General features: G+C 75.9%; 11 protein-coding genes. 4 read left to right on the forward strand and 7 right to left on the reverse strand.

Annotated features, from left to right (window positions below; all coding sequences use genetic code 11):
- Positions 1-362: 362 nt before the first annotated feature.
- The 7 genes from NUM_RS02165 to pseB form a co-directional block, all read right to left on the reverse strand.
- Complete coding sequence (locus NUM_RS02165) at positions 363-1,691, reverse strand: hypothetical protein (protein WP_207122814.1); 1,329 nt, start codon at positions 1,689-1,691, stop codon at positions 363-365.
- A gap of 171 nt (positions 1,692-1,862) precedes the next feature.
- A complete protein-coding gene (locus NUM_RS02170) occupies positions 1,863-3,974 on the reverse strand; it encodes a right-handed parallel beta-helix repeat-containing protein (RefSeq protein ID WP_207122815.1) in 2,112 nt (703 codons plus the stop codon).
- Positions 3,974-5,707, reverse strand: coding sequence for a hypothetical protein (locus NUM_RS02175; protein WP_207122816.1), 1,734 nt, complete (start codon positions 5,705-5,707; stop codon positions 3,974-3,976). Before NUM_RS02175 ends, NUM_RS02170 begins: the two co-directional genes overlap by 1 nt.
- A 250-nt stretch (positions 5,708-5,957) precedes the next feature.
- Positions 5,958-8,357: a hypothetical protein gene (locus NUM_RS02180; RefSeq protein WP_207122817.1), complete on the reverse strand. Its 2,400-nt coding sequence runs from the start codon at positions 8,355-8,357 to the stop codon at positions 5,958-5,960.
- A 40-nt stretch (positions 8,358-8,397) separates the two neighbouring features.
- Positions 8,398-9,435 (reverse strand): hypothetical protein, encoded by a 1,038-nt coding sequence (locus NUM_RS02185; RefSeq protein WP_207122818.1) that lies wholly within the window; start codon positions 9,433-9,435, stop codon positions 8,398-8,400.
- Positions 9,436-9,472: 37 nt separating this feature from the next.
- Entirely contained in the window at positions 9,473-10,597 is a 1,125-nt protein-coding gene (locus tag NUM_RS02190) for a DegT/DnrJ/EryC1/StrS family aminotransferase (protein WP_207122819.1), read from the reverse strand.
- Between the two features lies 1 nt (position 10,598).
- Positions 10,599-11,588 carry a UDP-N-acetylglucosamine 4,6-dehydratase (inverting) gene (pseB, locus tag NUM_RS02195; RefSeq protein ID WP_225918275.1) on the reverse strand — a complete coding sequence of 330 codons (990 nt, stop codon included), beginning with the start codon at positions 11,586-11,588 and terminating at the stop codon, positions 10,599-10,601.
- A gap of 91 nt (positions 11,589-11,679) precedes the next feature.
- Between pseB and NUM_RS02200 the strand changes: the two genes are divergently transcribed.
- The 4 genes from NUM_RS02200 to NUM_RS02215 all read left to right on the forward strand — a co-directional run bounded on the left by NUM_RS02200 (position 11,680) and on the right by NUM_RS02215 (position 16,331).
- Complete coding sequence (locus NUM_RS02200) at positions 11,680-12,411, forward strand: cytidylyltransferase domain-containing protein (RefSeq protein ID WP_207122821.1); 732 nt, start codon at positions 11,680-11,682, stop codon at positions 12,409-12,411.
- An 83-nt stretch (positions 12,412-12,494) separates the two neighbouring features.
- Positions 12,495-13,508: a spore coat protein gene (locus NUM_RS02205; RefSeq protein WP_225918286.1), complete on the forward strand. Its 1,014-nt coding sequence runs from the start codon at positions 12,495-12,497 to the stop codon at positions 13,506-13,508.
- 268 nt (positions 13,509-13,776) lie between these two features.
- Positions 13,777-14,550: a dolichyl-phosphate beta-glucosyltransferase gene (locus NUM_RS02210; RefSeq protein WP_207122822.1), complete on the forward strand. Its 774-nt coding sequence runs from the start codon at positions 13,777-13,779 to the stop codon at positions 14,548-14,550.
- Positions 14,547-16,331, forward strand: coding sequence for a hypothetical protein (locus NUM_RS02215; protein WP_207122823.1), 1,785 nt, complete (start codon positions 14,547-14,549; stop codon positions 16,329-16,331). The genes NUM_RS02210 and NUM_RS02215 overlap by 4 nt, the downstream gene beginning before the upstream one ends.
- Positions 16,332-16,344 lie beyond the last annotated feature (13 nt).

Raw genomic sequence — 16,344 nt, forward strand, 5'->3', positions numbered from 1 at the left:
ACCGGGCCGTCGGGCCGGCTCAGCCGTACCGGGCCGGACCCGCCCTGGGGCCGCCCGGGCTCGATCCCTGTCTGCCGCATGTACACATCGTGACCGCACCGGCTGTGGCACCGGGGAGACTTCGCTGTGCGCCACCTGTACGCGCGTCCAGGCCGGCCCGGCCCGGTACGGACAGCGCGATGCCCACCGATCGTTCCCAGATCGGTGGGCATCGGACAACGTCGCCGCCACCCCGGGCGAGACCCCGGTGCGCCGGCCGCCGCGGCGGAACGCCGGTGCGCCGGCGGTTCGGAGACCGGCGGTGCGCCGCCGCGGGGACCCTCGTGATCGGCTCGCGCCAGCGGAGGCTCCCCGACGGTCGCTCAGGCCGCGGGTCGGCGGAGCCGGTCGAGCATCCGGCGCAGCCAGCCGCCGGACCGTGGCGCCGCCGGCGGGCGGGTGCCCCCGGCGGGCCGGGCCGCCGGGCGGGCACCGGCGGCGTCCGCCGCGGTCGGCGCGCTCGCCGTGGCCGGCTGGTCGGTACCGGCGGTGAGGTCGGCGTCCTTGCCGTCGGCCGGCTCGGCGGCCGTCACCTCGGCCGGCTCATCGCTCTCGGCCGCCACCGCGGCCGGCTGGTCGGTACCGGCGGTGACGTCCGCGTCCTTCGCCGCCACCGACTCGCCCGCGGCCGACTCGCCCTCCGCGGACTCGGTCGTGGCGGACTCGGCCTCGGCGGACTCGGCCTTCACCGGGGTCGCCTCGGCGGATTCGGCCTCGGCGGGCTCGGGCTCGGCGGGCTCGGGCTTGGCGGGCTCCGCCTTCGCCGGTGCTGCCGTCGCGGACCCGGTTTCGGTCTGCTGCGGGTCACCGGCCGGCTGGGCGGCCGCGGCCGCCGCCGGCTCGGTGGCGGTCGTCGCCGCGTCCACCGGCGCGGCGACGGCGTCGAGGCGCCAGGCGTCGAGCGGCAGCTCGGTGAGGGCGAGCGCGGTGACGTCCCCGTCCGCGTCGGCCCGGCCGACCAGCCCGAGGAACGGGTTGAGCCAGCCGATCGTGGCGCCCGCGGCGAGTGCCGCCGGCACCGGCGCGGCCGGCCGGTACAGGTCGGTGCCGGTGGCCTTCCGGGCGAAGGCGCCGGTGTGGGCGACCAGCCAGACGGCGGTGACGCCGGCCTCGCGGTCCGCGTCGGCCTGGGCCCGCCAGTCGGCGTCGGACACCTTGTCGGACAGCAGATGCACCGCGATCCGGGCGCCGTCGGCGGTGGTGACCAGCACGTCCGGCGTCGAGTCGCGGTCGGCGGCCTCGACGCTGGCGCCGGGGTACGCCTGCCGCGCCCAGCCGGCGACCGCCTGGCGACCGGCGAGCCGCCACATCGCCTGCTTGGCCTGCTTGTCGGTGTGCGTGGTCTCGGTCTTGGGGTGCACGAAGGCGACCCGGCCGGCACCCTTGCGGACGCCGGAGAAGGCGGCACCACAGCCCGGGTACGGGCAGTGCAGCGCACCGGCCTTGGTCAGCGCGCGCCAGGACTGGCCGGCGGCGTCGGCCGCGGCGTCCGGGCTGGCGTCGGCGGGCAGGTAGAGCCAGCCGCCGTCGGCGTCGATCGCCCAGGCCTGGTAGAGCGTGGTGTCGAACAGATGGCCGCGGCCGGCGACCTCGCGGGTCGCGATCGGGGCGGTGTGGGGTGATTCGTCGTTGCGATCGGGCGTATCGCTCATGGGCGGCAACAGTAAAGGACGCGTCGGACCTTTGGGAAGCCGACCCGCATGTGTCTCGTCGATGTCCTGCCGCACCAGTTTCCTCCCACGCTCGTCCCGGCGGCCCCTCCGTACTGAACGAGCGCGGCCGGGCGAACGTCACGCTAGACACTGTCCGAAGTAGATCAACAACTATTCGTGTCGATGGCTGGTCAGCTCCGCGAGGGCGAGCGGTACGTCGTCCCGCCGTACCTCGGTGACCTCGGCGCCGGTGAGCCGCACGCCGTGGATCGCGACGCCGGCCGCCTGCTCCAGTACCAGCGCGGCCCGGTCGGCGTCGTCCGCGAGCGGCGGTTCGGCGCGCAGCCGCACGCCGGCGACGCTGACCTCCCGGTAGCCGAGCACCCCGGTACTGCCGTCCACCTCGCTGCGGCCCCACCCGGCGATGCGCACCGCGTACCGGCCGCACCAGCCGACCTCGGCGTCGCTGACCTCGATGCGGGACGAGACCGGTGAGTCGCCCGGGCCGGCGTGGAACCGGTCGGTGTTGTCCCCGGGCAGCAACCGGAAGCCGATCTCCACCCCGCTGCAGCGCAGGCCGCGCAGCGACACGTCGTGCACCGAGCTGAGGTAGCAGCCCTCGAACGCGTCGACGACCCGCACGTCACGCAGCGCCAGCCGGTGCGGGTGGTACGACGGGCCGGTCAGCTCGGTGACGTCGGTGCCGACGGCGCCCCAGTGCACGGCGAGGCCGGTACCGCCGCCGGACACCGACAGTCCCTCGACGGTCAGGTCGCGAACCGCGCCGAGCACCGCCACCGAGTTCGCCGGGCAGCGGCCGGCGCGGTGCACGGTCAGGTTGCGCAGCTCCACCCCGTCGATCCAGTCCGGCTCGGCCGGGTAGAAGTAGCGGCCGACCGTCACCGCGGTCCACCGGTCGCCGTCGTGCGGTCCGGGCCGCGCGTCCGGCAGCCGCAGCGTCAGGTCGGCGACCAGCACCCGGGAGCCGAGCACGTGCAGCAGCGGCGCCTCGGTGGCCACCGGCTGCACCAGGGTGGTACCAGCGGGGTCGCCGCACAGCGCCGCACCGGCCGGCACGGTGAGCCCGCTCGCCACCGGGTACTCGCCGGCCGGCAGCCGGATCGTCGCCGCGTCGTCGAGCAGCCGCTGCAGCAGGTCCCGGTTCGCCGCCGGGTCGCCGGTCAGCTCCGGCGTCACCGGCGGTACCGGTTCGCTCCGCGCGCGGTGCAGCCGCCAGTCCAGCGATCGGGCGGTCTCGATGCGCACCACCGCCGGTCCGGCCAGCCGACCGGCGTACTCGACCGCGAGCTCGGCGCCGCGGCGGGTCACCGAGCAGCGCCGCGGGGTACCGCCGTCCAGCGGGATCAGCCGGACCGCCGGCGGCTCGGCGAGCGCGGTACGCACCGTGGCCGGCGCGGTCGCGTACCGGACCGGCGCGGTGACGGTGCGGCCGGCGCGCAGGGTGGTGCGGCGCAGCCGGCGCAACGCCGCGAACCGGGCCGCCGCGTACCGGCGTTTCGCCAGCGCGATGCCCTTGTCCCGGTAGCGCAGCGGCGGTGCGCCGGTCGGCGGTTCCTGCCACAACGGCCCGTACTGCGGGGCCACCGGGTCGACCGCCGCCGGCGGCTGCGGCGCGGCACGCAGCACCCAGCGGTACCGCACCAGCTCGGGGTTCGGCGGCGACACCACGAACAACCCGTCCGCGACCGGCCCGTACTCGCCGGCCGCGGCCAGCTCGCCGGGCGACCCGGCGTCCACGGGCGCGTCGGCGGGCAGCGGTTCCAGGGTGACGGAGTCGATGCGGACACCGACCGCGGCGTACGGCAGGGTGCCGGTCGCGGCGGCCGCGTCGGCGACCTCCAGCACCAGCAGCCCGTCCACCGGTACCTCGTCGGCGGTCAGGTCGAAGCGCACGGCGGCGGTCGCGTCCAGGGCGAACGCGCCGCGCGGCCGGGTCAGCAGCGCCGCGCCGCGGGTGGCACCCTGCGACCGGACCAGCAGCAGCCGGGCGCCGTGCGGGCGGCGCGGCCGGACCGACTCCGGTACCCGGTGCTCCCACCAGGTCGCGGTCTCCCGATCCGCGCGCAGTACCACGGTGACCCGCAGCGGCCCGCCGGCGGTGACCTTCAGGCCGAGCAGACCGGGGCTGGCGGAGAACCGGCCGACGATGCCGGTGCCGCGCACGAACCCGTCGCAGACCTGCAGCGACGCCCCGCCGCCGGTGCGTACCGTGGCCGGTGGTCGCAGCGCCGACACCGGCCGGTCGAACACGGTGTCGAACATCAGCCCTCCCACAGGTCGTCGTCGGCGGCAGCCAGGTCGAAGCGGGTCAGGAACGGCTCGCGCCGCCGCCACATCCGCCGTACCGCGGTGAACGCCGGGTCGCCGTCCGACTCCACGTGCTGCATCGCCACCCGCAGGATGCGCAGCAGCTGGTCGGACTGGCCGGCCTCCCAGTGCGGTACCAGCGAGGTCGGCACGTCGGCGGCGCTGCGGTAGAACCAGTGCCACAGCCGGGCCCGTTCCTGCTGCTCGGTCGACACCAGCCGGGTGCCGGCGCGCAGCCCGTCGATCGCGTCGTCCAGGACCGACCAGTAGTCGTCGACGCCGGTGGCGACCCGGGAGAAGCCGCACGCCGACCACTCCGACCAACCCGCCTGGACCGCCGGGATCCCGTACGCGGGCAGCTCGTTGGAGACGCTGCCGCGCACCGTGACCCCCAGGTCGGTCAGGCTCAGCAGCAGGTTCTTCGCCAGCTTCGCGCTGGGTACGAAGGCGAGGTTGGCGCGGCCGGCGTGCCGGTCGGCGACGGTGTCGAAGAACCCGGTCGCGTCGTACAGGCCCTGGCTCGGGTGGTCCACGAACAGCCAGTTGACGTCGGTGCGCTCGGCCGCGTACTCGGCGGTGCGTTCGAACCAGTCGGCCAGGTCGGCGAAGTGCTCCACGTTGGTACCCAGCGCGTCGGACACCGCGTGGTTGAACACCGCGACGGTCGGCCGGTCCGGCTCGAAACCGAACCGGTGCGCCGCGTGCGCCCGCAGTTGCCGCCGCTCGGTGCCGGTACGGATGTCCAGCGACGCCGTCGCGCCGCCCCGCCACCAGGACGGCCGGCCCAGGTTTCCCTTGGCCCGCCAGGACACCAGCTCGGCGCCGTGCCGTACCGACTCGCGCAGCGGCCACAGCGTCTTCTCGAAGTACTCGCCGATCCGGCCGGTCAGCGCCGCCCGCGGGCTCGGCGCGGCGTCCAGATCCTCCGGATAGATCGCGTACGACTTGAGCGAGCCGGTGGTCTGCACGTGCAGGATCGGCGTCCCGTACCGCCGGGCCGCGCTCACCGCGAGCCCCCACTGGTTGTAGTCCACGTGGCTGGTGACCAGCGCGTCCGGGGTGAACGCGGCGAACAGCCGGTCGTAGGCGTCGGCGAACGCGTCGGTGCGCGCCACGATCCGCCGGTACTGCTCGCCGCCGCGGTGGGCGTCGGTCAGCCGCGGCACCCGCAGCAGCCGCGCCGCGGTGGCGTACCGGTTCGCGGCCAGCTCGGCGGCGTCCAGCGGTTCGCGCCCGGTCGCCACCGGCACACCGCGCCCGGCCACCGTGAACGCCGGCCCCCGGCCGGCCCAGCCACCGTGGCCAGCGGCGTCGCCCGGACCGTCGGCGCCGGGCGGTCTGCCGGCACCGCTCGCGAGGTAGGTGTCGACCAGTTCGTGCACGTCGAGTACGTCGTCGGCCTGGTAGGCGGCGGCGAGCTTGCGCACCAGGCCGGTGTCGAACCGGGTCCACAGCGCGTCGTGCCAGTCGGGGTCGCTGCCGGTCAGCACGATCAGCCGGGCCGGGAAGATCCGGCGCAGCCCGTTCGCCACCGTCAGGGTGCGCAACGCCACCCGCAGGTCCTGGTGCAGCACCTCGACCAGGATCGTGCCGGCACCCGGCCCCACCGGCCGGACGTTGTTGGCCCAGTAGACCGAGGCCACGGCGAGGAACCGGTCGAACTCCGCGGTGGCCGCGTTCAGACGCACTCCGCTGTCTCCTTCGCATTGCTCCGGCCGGCGCCGCCGGCGGTGTCTCGTGGCCCGTGCGGTACCGCACGGCCGGCTGCTCCCCCGCCGCGCACACCCGGCGTACCGGTGGCCGGGGTCGCCGATGCGCTCGGGGCCGGCGCGGCCGATGCGCTCCCGGCCGGCACACCCGGCGTACCGGTGGTCGCCGTCGTCGGTGCGCTCGGGGCCGGGGCAACCGGCTTGCCCGTGACCGGGGTCGTCGATGCGCTCATGGCCGACGCAGCCGGCGCAGTTCGCGGCGCAGCAGCCGGATGCCCAGGTGGTACGGGAGGGTGGCGAGGTAACCGACCCGGTAGGTCACCGACCGGCGCAGCGTGCCCAGCTCGGACAGCCGCCGGTCGCGCTCGGCGACGGTGGCGTCCAACCAACCGAGCTGCGCCCGCGCGTCGGCGAGCTCGGCGCTGAGCGCACCGATCGCCGCCAGCGCCTCGGCGTACCCGCGCGGCGGTACCGCGGCGAGCGCCGGATCGGCCGCCCAGCGCGGCTGCCCCGCCGCGTACCGGAGCGCCTCGGCGTGCTCACCCGGTCCGGTGCCGCCGGCCACCACCGGCACACCCGACGCCGGGGAGGCACCGAAGGCCGAGTCGGCATCCGCCCCCGTCGCCGGCTCGTCGGCGGCCAGCGGCGCGGTCAGGTACACCGCGAGGCCGGCGGCGTCGGCGAGTTCGCCCGGCGAGACCGTCACGTCGGCGGTCGCCGCCAGGGTGCCGGCGAGCCGGTCGGCGGACAGCCCGGCCGGCCACGGGTGCGGCGCACCGCTGGCCAGCAGCCGGTACGCGAACCGCTGCAGGCCGCGCAGGAACACCAGCCGGACCGGCACCGCCAGGCCGGACGACCAGCTCGGATCGGCCAACCGCAACGCCGGCGGTTCCATATCGCCGGCGCCCCGATCGGCGTTGCCGGCGGCGGCCGGCGCATCCGCGACGGCGGTCCACGCGGCACCGGGGACGGCAGTCGGCGCGCCATCCGGGACGGCGGTCGGCGCGGCGTCCGGGACGGCGACCGGCCCGGCACCGGGGACGGCGCGCCGCGCGGCGTCCGGGACAGCGAAAGGCGCAGCCTCCAGGGCGTCGGTGGCGCGGGCCGCGGCGTCCGGCGTCGGGCCGACCAGGACCGCGTCACACGTGGCGAGCACCCGGTCGGCGGGGCACAGCACCCCTTCCCCGGGCTCGTCGTCGGACCAGACCGCGCGCCAGGTGCCGGTCTTCGCGCCCGCGCCGAGGAAGGCGAGGTACCCGGCGACCAGCCCGCGCACCGCGACCAGGTCACCGTGCCGGCAGGCCGCGGCCAGCGCGCCGGCCAGGCTCTCCCCGACCGGTACCGCGCCAGCCAGCCGGCCCGGGTCCCGGCGCAGGTGGTCGAGCAGCCGGACGGTGGTGTCCGGCCGCAGCGGCTGGGCCCGCCACCCGGCACCGGACCGCCACACCACCCGGGGCACCGCCCAGTACTCTGGGCGGCCCCCGTCGGCCAGCACGATCGCCGCCGTCTCCGCGCCGACCGGCCGCTCCTCGGTCACCGGCTCGCCGGCACCAGCCGTCGGACCGGCCACCGACTCGGCAGCGTCAGCGGTCGGTGGGGCCACCGATGGTTCGCCGGTACCGGAACCCGGGCGCGCCACCGCCGCCCCGCCGGTACCGGAGACGGCCGGTTCGGCGGTGTCGGAGGCCGGGCGGGCCGCCGCGGGCCGGTCGGCTGCGGCGGTCGGTGCGGTGCCGGTGCCCCCGGACGTGGGGTCCGCGCGGGTGGCGACGGCGATCCAGCTCGGCGCGAGCGCGAGCCCGAGCCCGTGCCGCACCGCCCGGTACGCGAGGCGGCCCGGATCGGTGAGCACCGGTCCGGGGTGGCCGGCGGCGTACGCGTCGGCGACCAGCCGCGCCGGTACCTCGTCCGCCGGGTGGTGCTCCGGTCGGGCGGCCGTCGCCGGGGCACGGTCGTACGGCGGGAGCGCCGCCGCGGTGGCGACCAGCCCCGGGTACGCGGCGAGCAGGCCGTGCAGCGACAGTCCGGCCGCGGCGAGCGCGGCGGGCACCGCGGGCAGGCCGTCCGGCGCACCCCCGGCGTCCGGGCCCGCCCGCTCGGCGCGGCTCACCGTTCCGCGACCGATCCCGACCACCTCCCCGTGCACCAGGCGGTCGAGGCCGAACGGGTTGGGTACCAGGACGACGACCGGGGCACCGGGCCGGGCGAGCGCGGCGATGGCAGCGAGCGTGTCGGGCCAGGGCCGCTCCGGCTGGTCCGGACCGGACAGGATCGCCGGGTCGTCGGCGGCGAGCACCGCGTCGTAGCCGGTCTCGACCGGGATGTGGGCCAGCCCGCCGCAGCGGACCCGGACGCCGGCCGCGGCGAGCCGGACCCGCGCGGCGGTGGCGTCGGGTCGGCTGCGCAGCACCAGGTCGACCTGGGTACCGCGGGCGGCCAGCGCGGTGAGCAACGAGTCGTCGTACCGGCCGAGCACCAGCGTGCGGCCGGCCGCCGGCAGCGCGCCGGCGAGCAGTGGCAGCAGCCAGTCGCCGTACCGGTCGGCACCGTCCAGATCGGACTCACCGAGCAGCTCGCCGCCCAGCAGCGGTACCGATCCGGCGTCCGCGCGCACCGCCGCGGCGCTCATCGCGGCACCCCTCGTACCGCGACGGCCGGCTGGTTCGCCGTCATGCCACCGATTCCGTCCGGGTTGCCGGCCGGCGCAGCGGTGGCCAGCCGAGCAGGTCGGCGAGTTCGGCCGGCGGCGCGACGTGCCGCACGCCGAGTTCCTGCCGGGCGACCTCGGCCGCGTACCCGGGGTCGACCTCGGGCGCGTGCAGTTCGGGCCAGAGCCGGCGGATCCGGGCGATCCCGCCGTACGCGGGATGCTCGTTCTCGATCATCATCGGGTCGCCGTAGACGCCGACCCGGCAGCCGGCGGCCGCGCCGTACAGCACCGCGGTGCACAGCCGGTTCGCGGCCACCCAGCGGTGCGCGCGCAGCTCGGCCAGCTGCCGGTTCAGGAACCAGGGGTCGGTGCCCTGGTAGTGGCCGCCGCGCGGCCCGTGCGTGATCACCCGGAAGCCGAACGACTCGTACAGCTCGCGCAGCTGCGGGTGCCGGAACTCCAGCCAGTACAGGCAGATCGTGACCGGCGGTTCGGCCCGCGCCGCGATCTCGGCGGCGAGCGCCCGGTGGTCGCCGAACACCGCCTGCGCCTCCCACCCGTGGAACGGGTAGTAGATCGTCCCGCGCCGCGCACCGTCCACCGTGGACGCCGGTACCGTCGGCCGTCGGGCACCGTCCACGGTGGACGCCGGTGGCGTGCCGCGCCGCGCACCGTCCACAGTGGACGCCGGTGCCGTGCCGCGCCGCGCACCGTCCACGGTGGACGGCAGGCCGGGCGCGGTCGGCACCGTGCGGCGCCGCCGCCCGTGGTCGGCGCTGAGCGGCACCCGCCGGGCCGGTTCCGGGGTGGCGAGCAGGTAGGCGAACGGAGCGCCGATCACCCGGTAGCCGCGCCGGCCGGCGAGCATGCCGCGCCGGCGCGGGCCGTCCGACCAGACCAGGCGCGGCACGCCGGGCGCCGGGCCGTCGTCCGCGCCGTACCCGTCGTGCACGTTCCAGCCGTGCTGCAGGTACCCCCAGATCCGTGGCGGTGCGGCCAGCCCGCAGTAGCGGGCCAGCACGTGCGCGTGCCCGTACCAGTGGTTCTGGTGGTTCATCGGGGTCCCCGCTCGACGGTGTGTCTACTGTGGATGGTCAGGTGAGCAGCGCGCGCAGCCGGTCGACGACCCGGTCCTGGTCGGCGTCGGTCAGCCCCGGGTACATCGGCAGCGACAGCTGCTGGGCGTAGTACGCCTCCGCGTTCGGGCACAGCCCGCGCCGGTAGCCGGCGTCGGCGAACACCGGATGCCAGTACACCGGGACGTAGTTGACCTGCACGCCGATGCCACCGGCCCGCATCCCGTCGTAGATCTCGCGGCGCCGGCCGCCGAGGACGCGTACCGGGAACAGGTGCCAGGCCGGCGTCACGTCGTCCCGCTGCGCCGGCAGCACCAGACCGTCCACATCGGACAGCAGCCGGCGGTACCGGTCGGCGAGCTCGGCGCGGCGGGACAGGAACTCCGGCAGCCGGCGCAGCTGCACGCTGCCGATCGCGCACAGCACGTCCGGCAGCCGGTAGTTGAGCCCGAACTCGTGCACCTCCTGGTGCCAGCCGCCCTGATCGGTGATCCGGAACTCGTCCGCCTCGCGCACCAGCCCGATGTTGCGGAACCGGGCGGCCCGGCGGGCCAGCTCGGCGTCCCGGGTGGCGACCGCGCCGCCCTCCGCGGTGGTCAGGTTCTTCGTCGGGAAGAACGAAAACGTGGTCAGGTCGGCGATCGCACCGATCGGCGCACCCCGGTACGCGGCGCCGATCGAGTGCGCGGCGTCGTCGAGCAGCAGCGCGCCGGCGCTGTCGGCGACCGAGCGCAGCGCGTCGTGGTCCGCCGGGTGGCCGGCGTAGTCGACCGCGGCGACCACCCTGGTCCGGTCGGTCAGCGCCGCCTTGGCGGCGGCCGGGTCCAGCAGTGCGGTGTCCGGCTCCACGTCGGCGAACACGACCGTCGCGCCGAGCAGCGCGGCCGTCGAGGCGGTCGCCACGAACGTCAGCGGGCTGGTCACCACCTCGTCGCCGGGGCCGATCCCGGCCGCCGCGTACGCGGTGTGCAGCGCCGCGGTGCCGGACGTGACGCTGACGCAGTGCGCACCACCGGCCACTGTGGACAGCTCGGCCTCGAACGCGCGTACCGCGGGGCCGGTGGTCAGCCAGTCGCCGCGCAACACGGCCGCGACGGCGTCGATCTCCTCGTCGCCGATCGACTGCCGACCGTACGGGAGCACCTCAGCTCGCCTTCGCGGCGACCAGCATGTCGCGCAGCTGCTCGACGGTGAGCCACAGGTCGTTGGTGTCGGAGCGGAAGCTGAAGTCCGCCGGTACCGTCTCGGCGTCGGCCGGCGGCTCGTACCCCCAGGTGGCGATCGTCGGCTGCAGCACGTACCGGTCGGCCAGCCGCAGCGCGCGGCGCCCCTCCTCCGGCGAGATCATCTCCTCGTGCAGCTTCTCCCCCGGGCGGATGCCGATCTCGTGCGTCGGCGCCTCCGGCGCGACCGCGGCGGCCAGGTCGAGCACCCGCATGCTGGGGATCCGCGGCACGTACAGCTCGCCGCCGGCCATCAGGTCGAACGAGTCGACGACGAACTGCACCGCGGCCGGCAGGCTGATCCAGAACCGGGTCATCCGCTTGTCGGTGATCGGCAGCGACTTCCCCTCGGCGGCCAGCCGGGCGAAGAACGGGATGACCGAGCCGCGGCTGCCCATCACGTTGCCGTACCGCACGACCGCGAACCTGGTGTCGTGGTGCGCGGCGTAGTGGTTCGCCGACACGAACAGCTTGTCCGCGACGAGCTTGGTCGCCCCGTACAGGTTGATCGGGCTGGACGCCTTGTCGGTGGACAGCGCGACGACCTTGCGCACCCCGCTGTCGATCGCCGCCTCCACCACGTTCTGCGAGCCGGCGACGTTGGTCTGCACGTACTCGAACGGGTTGTACTCGGCGGTGTCGACCTGCTTGAGCGCGGCGGCGTGCACCACGTACCGCACCCCGTGCATGGCCCGCCGCAACCGCGCCACGTCGCGGATGTCGCCGATGAACCACCGCAACCGTGAATCGTCGTTGAACAGTTGACGAACCTCGTACTGTTTGAGCTCGTCCCGGGAGAACACCACCACCCGGGCCGGGTCATGATGGTCCAGCAGGTGCCGGATGAAGGCCTTGCCGAACGAACCGGTTCCCCCGGTGATGAGAATGTCTGAACCCGTGAGTGTGGACACTGCCCTCAACGATTCCTTCCGAGAAAACGTCGTGTTGCGGTCAGTGAAAACCGACGAGGTGAGAAGAAGGTAAACACCGAATGGGAACGACATGACGAGAATCCTCGGAATCGTGCAGGCCCGCATGGGCTCGACCCGGTTGCCGGGTAAGGTGCTGCGGCCGCTGGCCGGGCGCAGCGTGCTCGGCTGGGTGGTTCGCGCGGCCCGCGCGGCCGGAACGCTGGACGAGCTGGTCGTCGCCACGACCACCGAGCCGGCCGACGACGCGGTCGTCGCCGAGGCGAGTGCGCTGGGCGTGGCCACCAGCCGCGGTTCGGTGCACGACGTGCTGTCCCGGTTCGTCGCCGCGCTGGACGACCGGCCGGCCGACGCGGTGGTGCGGTTCACCGCCGACTGCCCGCTGCTGGACCCCGGCGTGGTCGCCGCCGCGGCGAACGCCTGGCGGGCGGCGCCGTGGCTGGACTACGTCAGTACCGCCCTGCCGCGCCGGCTGCCCCGCGGTACCGACGTGGAGGTGATCGCCGCCGGGGCGCTGCGCGAGCTTTCCGCAACCGCGGTCGGGCACCACCGCACGCACGTCACGTCCGGGCTCTACAGCGAGCCGGCCGGCTGGTCGATGCTCGGCCTCACCCTGCACCCGGACGCCTCCGACCTGCGGGTCACGCTCGACACCCCGGACGACTGGCGGCTGATCGAGACGGTCGTCGACCACTTCGGCGACCGCCCGGTCGCGCTGCCCGAACTGGTCGGCTGGCTGCGCGCGCATCCGGCGGTCACCGGGCTGAACGCGCACGTCCGGCAGAAGGTGCTGGAAGCCGGGTGAGTGGGCTCGTGACACCGGGGCGCGCACCGGGCACCGTGGTGTGCTGCTGCGACGCCGGCCCGGCGGCCGGCACTGGGCACCTGATGCGCTGCCTCGCGCTGGCCGAGGAGCTGGCCGCGCGAGGCAGCACGGTGCGGTTCGTCGCCGACCTCACCGGCCTGCCGTTCGCGGCGCGCCGGCTCGCCGCCGCCGGCTTCTGCTGGGTACCGCCGGGCCCGGACCCGGTCACGGCGGTCCTCGGCGCCGGGGCGCCGGACGCGGTGGTGCTCGACTCGTACCTGCTGCCGCCGTCGGTGGGCGCGCGGTTGCACGCGGCGGGGGTACCGGTGCTGGCGCTGGTCGACGGGGACAGCCCGGTGCAGCCGGCCGACCTGTACCTGGACCAGAACCTCGGCGCCGAACGCGACCCCGGGCCGGCGCCACGGCTCGCCGGGCTGCGGTACGCGTTGCAGCGGGCGGAGATCCGGGCGCACCGGCCGGCGCGACCACCGGTGGCGCGGGCCGGCCGGTGCGGCGTGCTGGCGTTCTTCGGCGGCACCGACCCGTACGGCGCGGCCCCGGTGCTGGCCGCCGCGCTCGCCGCCACCGGCGTACCGTGCGACGCCACCGTCGTCGCGGCGACCCCGCAGCTGGCGGCGGCGGTACGCGCGGTGCCGGTACCGGCCGGGCAGCGGCGCCGGGTGATCGGGCCGACCGACGAGCTGGCCCGGCTGGTCACCGAGGCGGACCTGGTCGTCGCCGCGGCCGGTACCTCGGCCTGGGAACTGGCCTGCCTCGGCGCCGCGGCCGCGCTGGTCTGCGTGGTCGACAACCAGCGGGCCGGCTACCGGCGGGCGGTCGGGACCGGCGCCGTCGCCGGGCTGGGCGAGCTGGCCGCGCTGCGGGCCGACCCGGCGCCGGCGACCACGGCGCTGCGCTGGCTGCTGTCCGACCGGGCCGAACGCACCAGGCTGCACGCCACCGCCTGGCACCTGGTCGACGGCCACGGCACCGGCCGCGTCGCCGACGCGCTCGCCGCGCTGCCGTACGCCGACCAGGGCCTGTCGATCGAGGGAACCGGTCGCGCTCGCCGGGCACCGACCGACCGACTCCCGTGAGCACCCCCGGCAACCTCGATCGACACCCGCTCCATGATCGATGCCGCCAGCCTCGATCGCCACCGCCCCGTTGACCGGCACGGGCAGCGTTGCTCGACACCGGCAGCGTTGCTCGACGCCGGCCCCTGGACCGACACCCGCGGCCTCGATCGACGCCGGCAGCCTTGCTCGACACCGGCTGCCTCGATCGACGCCGGCGGAGGCGGCCGCCCGCAGGGGTCGGCGCGGCCGACACAACCGGGCGACCGGTGCCGGTGGTCTTCGGGATGTGGGAGACGAACGACCGGCCCTGTCGGTGGTGGTACCGGCGTACAACGAGGCCGACCGGCTGGACGAGACGCTGCGCACCGTGCTGGGCTACCTGCACGCCCGGCCGGTCCGGCGCTGCGAGGTGATCGTGGTCGACGACGGCTCGGTGGACGACACCGCGTCGGTCGCGGCGGCGCTGGCGGCCACCGATCCGTGGCTGCGGCTGATCCGGGTCGGGCCCAACCGGGGCAAGGGACACGCGGTCCGGGTCGGCGTGCTGGCCACCGTGGGCGATCGGGTGCTGGTCTGCGACGCGGACTCCTCGACCCCGATCCACGAGCTGGACCGGCTGGAGCGGGCCCTGGATCGCGGCGCCGACGTCGCGGTCGCCTCCCGGGCCGGCCGGGACGCCCGGATCGGGGTACGCCAGCCGGCGGTGCGGGAGCGGCTGGGCCGGGCCGGCAACGTGGCGATCCGGTGGCTGCTGCTGCCCGGCGTGTTCGACACCCAGTGCGGCTTCAAGCTGTACGACGGCCCCGCGGCGCGGCGGGTCCTCGGCCTGGTCCGCACCGACGGCTGGGGCTTCGACATCGAGGTGCTGTACCTGTTCCGGCGGGCCGGCGCGCAGATCTGCGAGGTGTCGGTGCGCTGGGACCATCGGGCCGGGTCGACCGTGCGACCGACCGCCTACCTCGCGGTCGGTGCGGACCTGCTGCGACTGTGGCTGCGGTACCTGCGCTGGGCGCCGCCGGTGGACGGCTGCCGGCCGGCCCGGGTGCGGAGCGTCGCGTGACCGCGGTACGGGAACGGGTCCGGACCGGCACGACCAGGGTTCCGGCCGGGCGGCGGTTCGACGGCGCGGTGGCCGCCGGGTGCCTGCTGCTCGCCGTGTTCGTGCTGTGCCGGGCGTGGGCCGACCCGACCGGCCGCTACCTGGTCGACGGCGGCCAGGACCCGTTCCAGTGGCAGTCGTTCTTCGACCACGTCGCGCATGCCGTGGTGCACGGCCACAACCCGCTGTTCACCACGCTGCTGAACCATCCGGACGGGGTGAACCTCGCGGCCAACACCAGCATGCCGGGCCTGTCCGTACCGCTGGCACCGGTCACCCTGCTGCTCGGTCCGGCGGTCAGCTACCTGCTGGTGCTCACCGGCGGGCTGGCCGGCACCGCGTTCGCCTGGTACTGGACGTTCTCCCGGAATCTGGTGGACTCCCGGGTCGCCGCCGCGGTCGGCGGGGCGTTGTGCGGCTTCGGCCCGCCGATGGTCTCGCACGCCAACGCGCACCCGAACTTCGTCGTGCTGTTCGTCCTGCCGCTGATCGTGCACCAGGTGGTCGGCCTGCTGCGCGGGGTCACCGGACCGGCACCCCGCGAGTGGGTACGGCGCGGGGTGTCGCTGGGGTTGCTGGCGGCCTGGCAGATCACCCTCGGCGGCGAGGCGCTGCTGCTCGGCGCCACCGCGCTGGCCGGCTACCTGCTGGCGTGGGCGGTGCTGCGACGTGACGCGGTACGGCCGGCGCTGCGCCGGCTGCCACCGGGCCTCGGTGTCGCGCTGGCGACGTGCCTGGTGGCGGCCGGGCCGGTGCTGTGGTGGCAATTCTTCGGCCCGCAGAGCTACACGTCGCTGCGGCACGGCGACGGTGGGTTGGACCTCGCCGCGCTGCCGGCGTTCGCGGGCCGGTCGCTGGCCGGTGATCCCGGTGCCGCCGCGACGCTGTCCGGGTACAACCCGACCGAGCAGAACGGCTTCTTCGGCTGGCCGCTGCTCGCCGTCGCGATCGGAGTCGTCGCCTGGCGCCGGCGCGAGCCGCAGGTCCGGGCGCTGGCCGCGACGGCCGGGCTGCTGTGCCTGCTGGCGCTCGGCGGTCACCTGGTCGTCGCCGGGCACCACACCGGCGTGCCGCTGCCGTGGCTCGTGCTGGCGAAGCTGCCGCTGTACGACTCGGTGATCGCGTCCCGGTTCGGCCTGGTGGCGCTGCCGGCGCTCGCCGCGCTGCTGGCGCTCGCGGTCGACCGGCTGCTCCCGGTGCTGCGGTTCGGGCTGACCGACGCCCGCGCGGCGGCGCTCGGCGGGCTGCTGGTGCTGCTCGCCGCGCTGGCCCCGATCGCGCCGACGCCGCTGGCCACCGCCGCCGTGCCGCCGGTGCCGGCGCTGATCACCTCGGGCGACTGGCGGGAGTACGTGCGTCCCGGCCGGACCCTGGTGCCGGTACCGGTGCCCAGCGTCACCGACGCGAGCACCACCCGGTGGCAGGCCGCGGCCGGCGACGGGTTCGCGCTGCCCGCCGGCTACTTCCTCGGCCCGTACGGCGGGGACCGGACCGGCTCGTACGGGATCTACCCGCGCCCGACCGCGCAGCTGCTCGACGCGGTGGCGCAGACCGGCACCGTGCCCGCCATCGGCGCCGACCAGCGGCGGGCGGCTCGCGCCGACCTTCGATACTGGCAGGCCGACGCCGTGGTGCTGCCGTCCACGGCGCAGCACTGGGCCGCGCTGACCACGACGCTGAACGCGCTCCTCGGCCCCGGCCGGTGGCGCGGTGACTGCTGGGTCTGGCCGGTGGCGGGATGACCGGGTTGCACGG

Source organism: Actinocatenispora comari, assembly GCF_017312725.1.
GTDB classification, from domain to species: Bacteria; Actinomycetota; Actinomycetes; order Mycobacteriales; family Micromonosporaceae; genus Actinocatenispora; species Actinocatenispora comari.

Excerpts from the sequence above, each read along its gene's own strand:
- NUM_RS02165 (WP_207122814.1), bottom strand. The coding sequence starts at position 1,691 with ATGAGCGATACGCCCGATCGCAACGACGAATCACCCCACACCGCCCCG.
- NUM_RS02170 (WP_207122815.1), bottom strand. The coding sequence starts at position 3,974 with ATGTTCGACACCGTGTTCGACCGGCCGGTGTCGGCGCTGCGACCACCG.
- NUM_RS02180 (WP_207122817.1), bottom strand. The coding sequence starts at position 8,357 with ATGAGCGCCGCGGCGGTGCGCGCGGACGCCGGATCGGTACCGCTGCTG.
- NUM_RS02185 (WP_207122818.1), bottom strand. The coding sequence starts at position 9,435 with ATGAACCACCAGAACCACTGGTACGGGCACGCGCACGTGCTGGCCCGC.
- NUM_RS02200 (WP_207122821.1), top strand. The coding sequence starts at position 11,680 with ATGACGAGAATCCTCGGAATCGTGCAGGCCCGCATGGGCTCGACCCGG.
- NUM_RS02205 (WP_225918286.1), top strand. The coding sequence starts at position 12,495 with ATGCGCTGCCTCGCGCTGGCCGAGGAGCTGGCCGCGCGAGGCAGCACG.